The following is a 14,217-nucleotide window of genomic DNA, read 5'->3' on the forward strand; positions in this document are numbered from 1 at the left end:
TCGAAAGGTAGGTAGTTGCTCAATACATCCGCTTGGGCCGGCGGAACGTCCCCCCTCCGGTCCGGGCGGCGAGGCAGGAGGCACCATGTGTGGCATCACCGGCTGGATCTCCTTCGACCGTGAACTGCGCGCCGAGCGGGACACCCTGGATGCGATGACCGAGACGATGGACTGCCGCGGTCCCGACGACCGCGGGGTCTGGGCCGCGGGGCCGGCCGCGCTCGGCCACCGCCGGCTCGCGATCATCGACCTTCCGGGCGGGCGCCAGCCCATGACCGTCGAAGCCGGCGGCAAGACCGTCGCCCTCGTCTACTCGGGCGAGGCCTACAACTTCACCGAGCTCAAGTCCGAACTCGCCGCGCGCGGACACCGGTTCACCACCGACTCCGACACCGAGGTCGTCCTGCACGGCTACCTCGAATGGGGCGAGGCCGTCGCCGAACGCCTCAACGGCATGTACGCCTTCGCGGTCTGGGACGAGCGCGTCCAGCGCCTCGTCATGATCCGCGACCGGATGGGCATCAAGCCCTTCTACTACTACGAGACCCCCGACGGCGTGCTCTTCGGCTCCGAGCCCAAGGCGATCCTCGCCAACCCGCTGGCCCGCCGCTCCGTCTCGCTCGACGGCCTGCGCGAGCTGTTCACCATGGTCAAGACCCCCGGCCACGCCGTGTGGGACGGCATGAAGGAGGTCGAACCCGGCACCGTCGTCACCGTCGACCGGGGCGGCCTGCGCACCCACACCTACTGGTCCCTGGAGACCCGCGCGCACGAGGACGACCGCGCCACCAGCATCGCCCACGTCCGCGAGCTGCTCGACGACATCGTCCGGCGCCAGCTCGTCGCCGACGTGCCGCGCTGCATGCTGCTCTCCGGCGGCCTCGACTCCTCGGCGCTCACCGCGATAGCCGCCCGCCAGCTCGGCGAGGTGGACCAGAAGGTGCGCAGCTTCGCCGTGGACTTCGTCGGCCAGACGGAGAACTTCGTCGCCGACGAACTCCGCGCCACCCCCGACACGCCCTTCGTCCACGACGTGGCCCGCAACTCCGGCACCATCCACCAGGACATCGTCCTGGACGCCCAGGCGCTCGCCGACCCCGAGGTCCGCGCCAAGGTCATCCGCGCCCGCGACATCCCCATGGGCTTCGGCGACATGGACGCCTCGCTCTACCTGCTGTTCAAGGCGATCCGCGAACACTCCACGGTCGCCCTGTCCGGCGAATCGGCGGACGAGGTCTTCGGCGGCTACAAGCAGTTCTTCGACGAGGACGCCCGCGCCGCCGACACCTTCCCCTGGCTCGTGAAGTTCGCCGAGCAGTTCGGCGACGACTCGGGCCTGCTGCGCCCCGACCTGACCGCCGCGCTCAACGTCCCCGCCTACGTCAAGGACTCCTACGACACCGCCGTCGCCGGTATCCAACGCCTCGACGGCGAGAGCGACTTCGAGTACCGGATGCGCAAGATCAGCCACCTCCACCTGACCCGCTTCGTACGCATCCTGCTCGACCGCAAGGACCGCGCCAGTATGGCCGTCGGGCTCGAAGTGCGCGTGCCGTTCTGCGACCACCGCCTCGTCGAGTACGTCTACAACGCGCCCTGGTCGGTGAAGTCCTTCGACGGCCGCGAGAAGAGCCTGCTGCGCGAGGCGGCCAGGGACGTCATCCCGCAGTCGGTGTACGACCGCGTCAAGAGCCCCTACCCCTCCACCCAGGACCCGAAGTACGCCACCGCCCTCCAGGGCCACGCCAAGGACCTGCTGGCCCAGCCCTCGCACCCGGTCTTCGACCTCATCGACCGGGAAGGCCTGCGCCGGGCCGCCGAGGTGAGCGCCCCGCAGATCCACCAGGCCTCGCGCCGCGGTCTTGAGCGCTCCCTCGACCTGGCGATCTGGCTCGACCTGTACAAGCCGGAGGTGAAACTGGCCTGACGGGACCGGCGGAGCCGTATCCGCCCCTCACGGCGGGGCGGGGTGGGCGTGCCACCCCGCCCCGCCGCCGTGCGCGCCTAGCTGATGGTCTCGTCGGGCCGGACCCGGGACAGGCCGGTCAGCTCGCGCGGCGCGAAGGGCGCCCGCCAGTCGCCCGTGCCGCGGTAGACGTACGAGTCACCGTCCGGGGTCGAGACGAACAGGTCGGCCTTTCCGTCGCCGTTCGAGTCGCCGATCCCGACCGTCTGGTTGTACTGGCCCCAGCCCGTGCCGATCCGCACCCGGTTCTCGAAGGTGCCGTCGCCCTTGCCGAGGTAGAGCCACAGGACGCCGTCGCTGTCCCGGGCCACGAGGTCACCGCCGGGGCCGCCGGCCACGTCACCGACCGCCGTGACCTGGTTGTACATGTTCCAGCCGGTGCCGGCCTTCACGCGGGGAGCGAACGGGGCCCGCCAGTTGCCCGTGCCCTTGTACAGCCACAGCACCCCGTCGGAGTCCCGGGCCAGCAGGTCGCTGCGGCCGTCGCCGCTGACGTCGCCACCGCCGGTGAGCTGGTTGTACGCGCCCCAGCCGGCGCCGATCCGCACCCGGGAGTCGAGGGTGCCGTCGCCCTTGCCGAGGTAGAGCCACAGGACGCCGTCCTTGTCCCGGCCCACGACGTCGGCGCCGGGGCCGCCGGCCACGTCACCGACCGCCGTGACCTGGTTGTAGATGTCCCAGTCGAAGCCGATGCTCTGTGCCTCGCCGCTCTTGAGCTCACCGGTGCCCGGCGCGCGGTAGGTGTCCTTGCGCTGGAGCCCGCCCAGGCCGCTGCGGATCAGCAGGTCCGGAGAGCCGTTGTCGGTGAAGTCGTGCGGGGCGGCCTTGCGGGACACCTTGAAGGCGCCGCTCTCGACCAGGTCGGGGCCGATGCCGTTGCGGGGCTTGGCGGTCAGGGTCCAGGTGTAGTCGCCGTTGGGGGCGGCCCGGTCCGGGGCGTAGGAAGGGCCGAGCAGGCCGTCCCAGTTCAGCTCGCGCCAGGCGGGTTCGGTCGACTCCCACGTGGCGGGGTCGACCGGAAGCTCGATCTCGCGCTCCGCGCCGGAGGCGGTGTGGCGCAGGGTGACGGTCACATCGGCGTTGTTGTGCGTCAGCCGCCACTTCGGCCGCCAGGGGGCCTTGTCGAGGTCGGCCGCCGCCGGGACCTGCTCCTCCTCCACGACGAGCTTCGTGGGGTGGCCGGTGCCCGTGAGGAGGCGGGCGACGGGTGCCCCGTCGGCCCCGGCGGAGATCCGGTAGAGGCCCTCACCGTCGGCGGCGGTGCCGCCCACCGCCAGGAGAGTGCCGTCCGGGGCGGGTGCGACGGAGCTGGCGTGGTCCATGACCATGCGCTCCGTGCCGCCGCCGATCGGGGTGGCGCGCAGGGCCGAACCCTTGACGCTGTTGCCCTCGTTGAGCCTGCGGTTCTCGCCGTACAGCGTCCAGCCGCCGACCAGACCCACCAGCCCGTCCCCCTGCTGCGGGCCGAGGTCCATGGACCAGCGCTTCTGGTCCCCGCCGAGCTCCATGGTCCGCACCGACGACGAGGTGTCGCTCATGAAGAGACCGCCGGCGACGGCGAGGTGGGTGGCGGACACCGCGACGCCCGCGACGAAGTCGCCCAGCATGCCGTTCCCGGTGATGACCTTGGCCGAGGAGAGGTCGGCCGCTGTGTAGTCGAAGAAATCGCCGTTGGCCGAGACCGTGTACCGCAGCACGGCGAAATCGCCCGATCCCGCCTTCACGTCGAGATCCCGCGTGCCCGCGGGCAGGCCGGTGACGACGCGGTCGGTCACCTTCTGGTCCACGACCTCCAGGACGTGGGCCTCCACGGTGTCGCCGGTCCGCTTGTACGCGACGACGCGCGAACCGACGGCGCCCAGGTAGTAATAGCCGTACTGGGTGAGGTCGATGACGCTCGACGAGCCGGTGGCCATGTCGAGGAGGGTGACCTTCTGCGAGGCGGCGGTGGAGTCGTCCCGCAGCGCCACGACGTCCGACCCGGCCCCGTAGAACGCGGGCAGCGTCGCGTACGAGGGCGCGTCCTTCACCACGACCGTCGTCTTCCCGTCGGCGTAGCGCGTCCACAGCACGTCGTGTCCGCTGCCCGACCCCGCGATGGACAGGAAACCGGTCCGCCCCGCGCTCAGGACCTCCGCGTCGGCGGCGATGGCGAACGGCGCCTCGGCGGAGCCGGCCCGAGCACCGGATGCGGCGGGCACCGCCGGGGCGGCCAGGGCGGGCGCGGCGAGCGGGCCGGCGGTCACCGCCAGGGCGAGCACGGTGGCCGCGGTGACGAGACGGCGTGATCCTCCGGTCGACCGTGAGGAGCGGGTCCGGCTCGGTATGGCGGAATGGTGCACGTGCCCTCCAGGCGTTGCGTGATACGTGTGCAGGCGAGGGCAACCGGAGGGCGCGAATCCCCCACCATCCGCGAACCCCCCACAATCAGCGGAATCCCCCCGCAACTGATGCACGAAATCTTAACAACCGGGAGGTCAGGGCCTGCTTCCGGTCACTGGTCGAGGCCCCAGCTGTGGATCTTCTCCGGGTGGATGCGGATCAGCTCCTCGCTGAAGTGCGGCCCCAACTCGTGGGGCCCGGTGAGGAGTTCGGCCCTGCCGCGGATCTCGACACCGCGCACCTTCCAGGGACGTACGCTCACCACGTCGTCGATCACCAGGGCGGCCCTCGGGTTGCCCTGGAGGTTGCGCCACTTCTTCGTGGTGCCCAGGGCGTATCCGCCGATGAGGATGGTGCCGTCGTCCTGCGGGAAGAAGCCGACGGGGTTCGCCTGCGGCTGGCCCTTCCCGTCCACGGTGGCGAGCCGGCCAAGGCGCTGGCTCCTGAGGTACGTGCGCTCGGCCTCGCTGAATCGGGTCATGGCATCACCCTCACACGCTCAGCCCCAGACGACCGCACCGATCCAGGCGCCGGTCACCAGGAGGCAGGCGAAGAGTTCGGCCATCACCGAATATCCGCCCGCGCGCAGGGTCGTACGGGCCGAGGCCCAGCCGCTCGCACGGCTGCCCAGGCGCAGCCGTTCCGCCCCGTACAGCCCGCCGAGGAACCCGGCGATCCCGCCGATCACCGGCACCACGAAGAACCCCGCCACGGCCGCGGCGCCCGCGATGAGCACCGACCGTCTGGACACCCCGGCCGACTTGAAGCGGCGCGGCGGCAGGAACGGGCGGAGCGCCTGGTTCAGGAGCAGGACGCCGGTGGCCCCGGCCAGGACGGCCCAGGCCAGCCCGGTCGTGTCGTCCAGCGCCCACCACGCCACGGCCGCCCACACGATCGCCTGCCCCGGAATGCCGGGCACCAGCACACCGCACAGGCCCATCAGGATCACCGCCCCGACCGCGAGGAGCTGCCACACGCCCATCTGCCAAGGGTGCAGGAAGCGGCCCGTTCCCGCAGTTCCGGGCGGTGACCGCGGCTTCCGCGGGTCTCAGCGGGGGCTGCCGCCCGGGGTGTTCAGCGGGCGACCCAGCCCCGCTCGTAGGCGTGCCAGCCCAGCTGGAGCCGGGTCGTCACCCCGGTGAGCTCCATCAGGCCCTTCACCCGCCGCTGCACGGTCCGCAGGCCCAGATCCAGCTGCTTGGCGGCGCTGGCGTCCGTCATCCCGGCGAGCAGCAGCGACAGGATCTCCAGGTCGGTCCCGTCGGGGCCCGCCCCGTCCTCCACGATGTCGCGCCCCCCGCCGCCGAGCCGCAGCGGCAGCGCGTCCCGCCACACCGCCTCGAACAGGCCCATCAGCGATTCGAGGAGCCCGCTCGCGTGCACCACGAGCGCGGCCGGCTCGGCGCCGCGGCCGGTCAGCGGCACCATCGCGAGGGTGCGGTCCGCGACGACGAGCTTGGTCGGCACCCGCTCCACCGTGCGCACCTGCTCGTCGCGGCCGAGCGCCGCGGACAGCTCGACGATCCCGGCGGGCAGCGAGAGCACCTCGCGCTCGACCACCACCCGGTAGACGACCCCGCGGTTCGACGCCCGTTCCTCGGACTCGTTGTCCATGCCGGTCACCGCGACCGGTGTGCCCGTCACCAGCGCGCACACCTCGTCGGCGGCGCCCAGCTGCAACTGGTGGAAGCGGTGGGCCACCGCGCTCGCCCCCGTCACCACCTCGACGAGGTCGTGCACGGCGGGTTCGGCCGCCTCGGCCCGGTACTCCGTGGCGAGCAGCGCCGCCGCCAGCTCCGCCTGCTCCAGCTCGTGCCGCTGCTGGGTGAGCAGCGCGCCCAGCGCCACCCCCGGCGGCGCCGCGACCCACCGCCCGGTGCGGGCCGACGACTGGGCGGCCAGGCCATGACGCTCCAGCCGGCGCAGCGCCCGCTCGGTCTCGCTCTCCGGCAGCGCGAGACGGTGCGCGAGATCGCTCACCTCGGCCGCCCCCACCGCGACCAGGGCGCGGTACGCCGACTCCTGGGTCTCGTCGAGACCTATCGCTCCCAGCACCACGGACCGCCTTCCTCACCTGCGCGATGGCGGGAAACCGCCCCGGCACAAACCCGCCGCACAACATCATCGCCGTATCCGTCGCCGCTCTGCCAATGTCGAGCCACCGCAGCACCAACAGCCTCCGGGCGCAGGGCATTTGTGCTCTTCGGGCACGCGTGTCTTTTGTTCCGGAATCATCTGGGGAGAGCGATGCGCCCGATATCGCGTACGGCTCTGGGGGTGGCGACCGCCGCCGCCCTCGCCGTCACCGCGGTGGCGCCGTCCGTGGCAGCGCCACGAGGCGACGGCACGGCGGACACCGCCAAGAGACCGCTCGTCGGCACCGCCGCGAGCAGCACGGGAACACCCGCCACCGTCACACTCGTCACCGGCGACAAGGTGGTGGTGGGCCGGGACGCCTCCGGCACCCCCACAGGCGTCACCGCCCTGCCGCGCGACGACGGCTCCGTACCGCTCGTCCAGACCCGGCAGGTGGGCAAGGAGCTGTACGTCTACCCGGACGACGCGGCCCCGGCGCTCGCCGCCGGCACCGTCGACCAGGAACTGTTCAACGTGGCCGGGCTCATCCGCCAGGGCTACGACGACGCGCACTCCAAGACGATCCCGCTGATCGCCGTCTACGGCAGCGCCGCGGCCAGGTCGGCGGCCCCGGCCGTGCCGCGCGGCACCAGGGCCGGGCTCGACCTGCCCGCCGTGCACGGCCGCGCCCTGAGCGCCGACAAGACGAAGGCCGCGCAGATGTGGGCGGACGTCAATGCCTCCCGCACCCGGTCGGCGTCCGCCGGCATCAAGAAGCTGTGGCTCGACCGGAAGGTGACCGCCTCCCTCGCCCAGTCGTCGCGGCAGATCCGCGCCGACCTCGCGCAGGCCGCCGGATACGACGGCAAGGGAACCAAGGTCGCCGTCCTCGACACCGGCGTCGACGCCGAACACCCCGACCTCAAGGGCCGCATCGTGGCCTCCGAGAACTTCACCGACTCGCCCGACACCGAAGACCGCCAGGGCCACGGCACTCACACCACATCGACGGTGGGCGGCTCGGGCGCGGCGAGCGGCGGCAAGGAGAAGGGCATCGCGCCCGGCACCGGCCTCCTCGTCGGCAAGGTCCTCAACGACTCGGGCTCGGGCGACAGTTCGTGGATCATCGCCGGCATGCAGTGGGCCGTCGACAACAAGGCCGACGTCGTCTCGATGTCGCTCGGCAGCCCCGTGCCGACCGACTGCACCGACCCGATGAGCGTCGCCGCGCAACAACTCGCCACCGACGCCGACCACACCCTGTTCGTCGTCGCGGCCGGCAACTCGGGCCCGAGCCTGAACACCGTGTCCTCGCCCGGCTGCGCACCCGCCGTCCTGACCGTCGGCGCCGTCGACCACGACGATGCCACCGCGAGCTTCTCCAGCCGCGGCCCCGCGCCCTTCACCCACACCCTCAAGCCGGAGATCAGCGCGCCCGGCGTCGACATCCTCGCCGCCAACGCCGGCGGCCGGGGCGTCTACGCGTACCAGTCCATGTCCGGCACCTCCATGGCCACCCCGCACGTCGCGGGCGCCGCCGCCATCGTCAAGCAGCGCCACCCCGACTGGACCGCGCAGCAGATCAAGGCCGCGCTCGTCTCGTCCGCCGACAGCGCCGTCCCCGGTGACGTGCGCGAGACCGGCGGCGGCCGGCTCGACGTCGAGGCCGCCGTCGACGAGACCGTCATCGGCGCGCCCGCCGTCCAGGCCGGCACCTTCGACTGGCCGCAGGACAAGAGCGACCGCACCACCGTCACCGTGCCCTACACCAACGCCTCCGACCGCCCCGTGACACTCGACCTCAAGGTCGCGGGGGTCACCGGCAACGACGGCTCCGCCGTCAACTCCGCTGTGGTCGCGCTGCGTTCGCGCTCCGTGACCGTCCCGGCCGGCGCCACCGTCAAGGTGCCGCTCACCATCGACCCCGGCGCCCGCCTCAAGGCCGCCCAGTACGGAGACGTCACCGGCCGCGTGCTCGCCACCGCGCACGGCGTCAAGGTCTCCACCCCCTTCTCGCTGTACGTCGAGCCCGAGACCGTCACCCTGCGCGTCAAGCTCGTCGACCGCCAGGGCAGGCCCGCCGCGGGCGCCTCCTCCCTCGACGTCATCGGCACCGACACCGCCACCGGCGAGCGCCGCTTCAACGAGGGCGCCACCGACCAGCTCTACCGGCTGCGCCCCGGCGCGTACTTCGTGTCCTCCTTCGTCACCTCCGCCGACCCCGGCGACGCCACCGGCGCGAACGTCGGCTCGGTCAGCTACCTCGGCCGACCGCAGCTCGACCTGAAGAAGGACACCACCCTCGTCCTGGACGCCCGTGCCGCGCACCGGCTCTCGGTGCGGACCGACCGGCCGAGCGAGGTCCGCACCACGACCCTCGGCTTCGCCCGCTCCTGGGGCGGCCAGTGGCTCCACTCGGGCTCGATCACCGGATCCCGGCTGATCGACGACTACTACGCGGACGTCCGGGGCGGCGCCCGCACCGGCGACTTCGAGTTCGGCAGCTACTGGCGGGCGTACGCCCCGCAGTTCGAGAAGCTCGCCGTGACCGGCGGGCCCGCGCTGCACCCGCTCACCGCGAGCGTCGGCTCCGACAACCTCGACGGCACCGGCAGCGCGCCGCTCGTCGACGCGGGCCGGGGCACCCCGGACGAGCTCAAGGCCGCGGGGGTCGGCGGGAAGATCGCCTTCGTCGCGGTGCCGGACGACCCCGACTCGCTCGCCACCCTCGCCAGGGACGCCAAGGCGGCGGGCGCCACGGCGCTCGCCGTGCACCGCCCCTCGAACGGCCGCTGGCTGCCGTCGTACGGCTTCGCCGGAGGCCCGCTGCCCACCCTCGCCATCGAGGCGACCGAGGCGTCGGACCTCGCGGCCCGGCTGGCGCACGGCCCGGTCACCCTCGCCTGGAAGGCGACGGCCAAGAGCGGCTATGTCTACAACCTGGGCTTCCAGGAGGACGGCGGCATCGGCTCGGACCGCACCTACCGGGTGCGCGACGGACAGCTGGGCCGCAACGTCTCCACGTACCACTCGATGGGCGTGCCGGCCGACTTCGTCGACGGCGTGAGCGCCCACCGCCCCGTCGGCGGCGACCCGATCGGCGTCTCCGGCATCGACCTGGTGGCCGTGCCCTCCACCCGCACCGAGTACTACACCGCGGGCGGCACCACCTGGGACCACTTCGTCTCGTCCAGCTTCCCCTTCGGCGAGTTCATGCTCGCCCCGGCCACGGCGTACCGGCCGGGCAAGGAGACCAAGGAGAGCTGGTACGACGGCGTGGTCGGCCCCGACGCCGGGCGCGACGCCACGGGCAGGCCCCTGCTCGCCGCCGAGCGCCAGGGCAACCTGATGGGCTTCGCCCCCGGCATGTGGGGCGACACCCAGCACAGCGCGCAGCCGGGCTCGTTCGGCGACATCGGCTCCCTGCTCCTGCGGCGCAACGGCGAGGACTACGACAGCAGCGGCTGGCCCTCGGGGGTGTTCACCGTCCCCGCGGACGACGCGGCGTACGAACTCGTCAGCGACAACCAGAAGATCGGGCCGTCCGCAGCGGTGTGGAAGCGCTCTCAGGAGGTCGTGACGAGCTGGAAGTTCCGCTCGCACCTCGACGAGAGCGCGTTCTCCCAGGCGATTCCGCTGCTCTTCCCCCACTACGGGGTGGCGCAGGACGGCCTCAAGACGGTGCCCCCGGCCGACGGCCAGAAGATCGCGCTCTCCGTCACGGGCCACGCCGGCTACACCCCGGCCGCCCTCGTGTCGGCCGCGCTGTCGTACTCCTACGACGGCGGCACGACCTGGACCGAGGCCAAGTCCAGCCATCAGGGCGGCAGTTGGACGGCGACCGTGAACCACGCGGGCGCCGCCGGCAAGGACGTGACCCTGAAGGCCGAACTGACCGACGCCAACGGCAACTCGGTCACCCAGACCGTGGTGGACGCCTACTCGGTGCGTTAGCCACGCGAATGGTCCGCCGGGTGTCCCTCCCGTGGGGGGTGGGGGCGCCCGGCGGACTCTCGACTCCTCCTGCCGCACTTGTCCGTTGAGCACATTTTCCCGATGCCCCGTTTTCGGATGCCTCCGGCGGTGGACAATAAGGGCATGAGCCAGCAGGGGGAGAGGCAGACCCGGGACGACGACTGGTGGAACCGGCTGTACGACGAGTCGGCCCCGGACGCCGGGCCCGACGGTTCGGGCGACACCCTCGACGACCGCTTCGACTCGGCGTCGGGCACGGTGGGCCGGACCGGGCCGGCGCAGACTGCCACGCCGCCCTCGCAGGACTCGGTGCCGCCCGGCCCGGGAGCCGCGCCTCCGGGACCGGGCCCGGTGTCCGACCCGCCCCGGGCAGCCCCGAACGGCGCTCCCGCCGAGGGCCCGATGTCCGCCCCGGCCCCGGCCCCGGGCGGCCGGGAGCGGGAGGCAACGGGCGGCACGGAGCCGGTACCGACCGCGGGAGACCCGAACCGGGCCCCGGACACGCCACCCGCCACCCCGAGCCCACCCGCTGCGGCCCCGCGCGGGGCCGGGACGGCCCGGCCCCCGGGCCCGGTCGAGGGCACCGCCCCCGTAGCCCCGGCTCGGAGCACCCCGCCGCCGGCCACCGCAGCAGAGCGGCCCGGCAGCACCGCTTCCGCCCCGCAGAGCGGCACCCCCGCCCCGCCGAGCGACGCCGCCCCTTCCGCCCCGCCCGATGCCCCGACCGCGCCCCCCGCCGGGACCGCACCCACCGGGACCGCACCCGCCAGGCCCGACGGCACTCCCACCGCGCCCCCCGGCGGAGCCGCGTGGTGGGAGTCCGTTCCGGCGGCTCCGCCGCCCCCGGCCGATGCCGTGCCCGGTCTGCCGCCCGGCTGGGCGGAGGGCGGGCCGCCGCCCCCGATGCCACCCGGCTACGACGCGGAGCAGCGCGTCGCCAACGCGCCGCGGAGTCTGCGCACGCCCCCGCTCGACGCGACCGGCCCGCCCATGACCGCGCCGGACGAGCAGTTCGGGCCCCCGCGGACCGCACCTCCGGAGCAGTTCGCCCCGGTGCCCCGGCCCCGTACCGGCCACGTGGGTGACGGACCGCCCACCTATGACGCCGAGCCCACCGCGCTGCCCACCGCCCGCCCGGACGGACTCGACGAACTGGTCGCCGACACCGTGCTCGATGGCGCCCGCTACGGCGCGTACGTCCTGCGGGCCGGCTCCTCGCGCGGCGACTCCGCGCGCTACCGCGGCGAGCCCCGCCGCGACGCCCTGCTCACCGCCCGCTTCGGCAACGGCGAGAACGCCCTGGTCCTGGTGGCCGTCGCCAGTGGCGCGCGCACCAGCGACCGGGCGCACCTCGCCGCCGCCGACGCCTGTCACTGGATCGGCGGTGCCATCGGCCGCAGCCACCTCCGGCTCGCCGAGGACATCAGGGCGGGCCGGCGCGGCGACCTCAAGTCGGGCCTGCACCGGCTCACCGACCGCAGCTACGGCATGCTGCGGGCCCGCGCGGGCGAACTCGGCATGGCGCCGGAGGAGTACACCGCGAGCCTGCGCTGCCTGCTGCTCTCGGCCGACCCCGCCTGCCGCACCCGGGTGTTCTTCGGCGTCGGCCACGGCGGCCTGTTCCGGCTGCGCGGCGGCGTGTGGCAGGACATCGAGCCCGCCGTGCCCGAGCCGGGCGCCGCGGTCGGCGCGCCGGTCGTCGGCTACGGCTCCGTCCCCGCCGAGACCCCGCAGGGCGACCGCCTGACGATGGACCTCAACACCATCGAGCCCGCCCGCCCCTACATCGACCCGCCGGCGCCGCCGGGCGAACCGTTCCGCTTCCGGGCCTCGGTGGCCCGTCCGGGCGACGCCCTCCTGCTGTGCAGCGCCGGCCTCGCCGAACCCCTGCGCGGCGAGAGCGCCCTCGGCAAGGAGCTGGCCGAACGCTGGGCACGCCCGGAACCGCCGGGGCTCGCCGAGTTCCTCGCCGACCTCCAGCTCAGGGTGAAGGGGTACGCCGACGACCGTACGGCCGTCGCGGTCTGGGAGGCGTAACCGCACGGGCCGTGGGTTGATGGACCCATGGCCAAGCAGAACGTTGCGGAGCAGTTCGTCGACATCCTCAGGCGCGCGGGCGTCAAGCGGCTGTACGGAGTCGTCGGCGACAGTCTGAATCCTGTCGTCGACGCCATCCGCCGCACCCCGGGCCTCGACTGGGTGCAGGTCAGGCACGAGGAGGTCGCCGCGTTCGCGGCCGGTGCCGAGGCCCAGCTCACCGGCAGCCTCGCCGCGTGCGCCGGGTCGTGCGGGCCCGGCAACCTCCACCTCATCAACGGCCTGTACGACGCGCACCGCTCGATGGCCCCCGTCCTCGCCCTCGCCTCGCAGATCCCTTCGTCGGAGATCGGCCTCGGCTACTTCCAGGAGACCCACCCCGACCAGCTGTTCCGGGAGTGCTCCCACTACAGCGAGCTGATCTCCAACCCGCAGCAGATGCCCCGTGTGATGCAGACGGCGATCCAGCACGCGATCGGCCGCGGCGGCGTCAGCGTCCTCGCACTGCCCGGCGACATCGCCTCCGCGCCCGCCCCCGACAAGGCGATCGACCACGCCCTCGTGACGTCCCGGCCCACCGTGCGCCCCGGCGACATCGAGATCGACAAGCTCGCGGCCCTCATCGACAGGGCCAAGCGCGTCACCCTGTTCTGCGGCAGCGGCACCGCGGGCGCGCACGCCGAGGTCATGGCGTTCGCCGAGCACGTCAAGGCGCCGGTCGGCCATGCCCTGCGCGGCAAGGAGTGGATCCAGTACGACAACCCGTACGACGTCGGCATGAGCGGCCTGCTCGGGTACGGCGCCGCGTACGAGGCGACCCACGAGTGCGACCTGCTGATCCTGCTCGGCACCGACTTCCCCTACAACGCCTTCCTGCCGGACGACGTCAAGATCGTCCAGGTCGACGTACGCCCCGAACACCTGGGACGACGCTCCAAGCTGGACCTCGCGGTGTGGGGCGACGTGAAGGAGACCCTGCGCTGTCTGACGCCGCGCGTGAAGGAGAAGACGGACCGCAAGTTCCTCGACAAGATGCTGAAGAAGCACGCCGACGCGCTGGAGGGCGTCGTCAAGGCGTACACCCGCAAGGTCGAGAAGCACGTCCCGATCCATCCCGAGTACGTGGCCTCGGTCCTGGACGAACTCGCCGACGACGACGCGGTGTTCACCGTCGACACCGGGATGTGCAACGTCTGGGCCGCCCGCTACATCTCGCCCAACGGCAGGCGCCGCATCATCGGCTCGTTCAGCCACGGCTCCATGGCCAACGCCCTGCCGCAGGCCATCGGCGCCCAGTTCATCGACCGGAACCGCCAGGTGGTCTCGATGTCGGGCGACGGCGGGTTCTCGATGCTGATGGGCGACTTTCTGACGCTCGTCCAGTACGACCTGCCCGTGAAGATCGTGCTTTTCAACAACTCCTCGCTCGGCATGGTCGAGTTGGAGATGCTGGTCGCGGGGCTGCCCTCGTACGGAACGACCAACCACAACCCCGACTTCGCGGCGATCGCGCGGGCGGCCGGGGCGTACGGGGTGCGGGTCGACAAGCCCAAGCAGCTCGGAAGCGCTCTCAAGGACGCCTTCAAGCACAAGGGCCCGGCGCTCGTCGACATCGTCACCGACCCGAACGCGCTCTCCATCCCGCCGAAGATCAGCGCCGACATGGTGTCGGGCTTCGCCCTCTCCGCCGGCAAGATCGTCCTGGACGGCGGGGTGGGCCGCATGCTCCAGATGGCCCGCTCCAACCTCCGCAACGTCCCGAGGCCCTGAGGCCCGCCGCC

Annotated in this window: 8 protein-coding genes; 4 read left to right on the forward strand and 4 right to left on the reverse strand. The window is 72.8% G+C overall.

What is annotated here, in order from left to right:
• Positions 1 to 85: 85 nt before the first annotated feature.
• On the forward strand, positions 86 to 1,927 hold the full coding sequence (asnB, locus tag OOJ98_RS24150; RefSeq protein WP_267057114.1) for an asparagine synthase (glutamine-hydrolyzing): 1,842 nt from the start codon (positions 86 to 88) through the stop codon (positions 1,925 to 1,927).
• Positions 1,928 to 2,004: 77 nt separating this feature from the next.
• Here asnB and OOJ98_RS24155 read toward each other — a convergent pair whose 3' ends face one another.
• The 4 genes from OOJ98_RS24155 to OOJ98_RS24170 form a co-directional block, all read right to left on the reverse strand.
• Entirely contained in the window at positions 2,005 to 4,308 is a 2,304-nt protein-coding gene (locus OOJ98_RS24155) for a VCBS repeat-containing protein (protein ID WP_267057115.1), read from the reverse strand.
• A gap of 152 nt (positions 4,309 to 4,460) precedes the next feature.
• Complete coding sequence (locus OOJ98_RS24160; RefSeq protein WP_267057116.1) at positions 4,461 to 4,829, reverse strand: PPOX class F420-dependent oxidoreductase; 369 nt, start codon at positions 4,827 to 4,829, stop codon at positions 4,461 to 4,463.
• Between the two features lie 18 nt (positions 4,830 to 4,847).
• Complete coding sequence (locus tag OOJ98_RS24165) at positions 4,848 to 5,330, reverse strand: DUF456 domain-containing protein (protein ID WP_267057117.1); 483 nt, start codon at positions 5,328 to 5,330, stop codon at positions 4,848 to 4,850.
• Positions 5,331 to 5,422: 92 nt separating this feature from the next.
• Positions 5,423 to 6,403 (reverse strand): helix-turn-helix domain-containing protein, encoded by a 981-nt coding sequence (locus tag OOJ98_RS24170; protein WP_267058215.1) that lies wholly within the window; start codon positions 6,401 to 6,403, stop codon positions 5,423 to 5,425.
• A 192-nt stretch (positions 6,404 to 6,595) separates the two neighbouring features.
• On the opposite strand from OOJ98_RS24170, the gene OOJ98_RS24175 reads away from it, so the two are divergent.
• The 3 genes from OOJ98_RS24175 to OOJ98_RS24185 all read left to right on the forward strand — a co-directional run bounded on the left by OOJ98_RS24175 (position 6,596) and on the right by OOJ98_RS24185 (position 14,206).
• Positions 6,596 to 10,378, forward strand: a complete 3,783-nt coding sequence (locus OOJ98_RS24175) for a S8 family serine peptidase (protein ID WP_267057118.1) — start codon at positions 6,596 to 6,598, stop codon at positions 10,376 to 10,378.
• A 144-nt stretch (positions 10,379 to 10,522) separates the two neighbouring features.
• On the forward strand, positions 10,523 to 12,436 hold the full coding sequence (locus OOJ98_RS24180) for a protein phosphatase 2C domain-containing protein (protein ID WP_267057119.1): 1,914 nt from the start codon (positions 10,523 to 10,525) through the stop codon (positions 12,434 to 12,436).
• A gap of 27 nt (positions 12,437 to 12,463) precedes the next feature.
• Positions 12,464 to 14,206 (forward strand): pyruvate dehydrogenase, encoded by a 1,743-nt coding sequence (locus OOJ98_RS24185; protein ID WP_267057120.1) that lies wholly within the window; start codon positions 12,464 to 12,466, stop codon positions 14,204 to 14,206.
• Positions 14,207 to 14,217: the final 11 nt, after the last annotated feature.

It is taken from the genome of Streptomyces sp. NBC_00083, assembly GCF_026343295.1.
Taxonomy (GTDB): domain Bacteria; phylum Actinomycetota; class Actinomycetes; order Streptomycetales; family Streptomycetaceae; genus Streptomyces.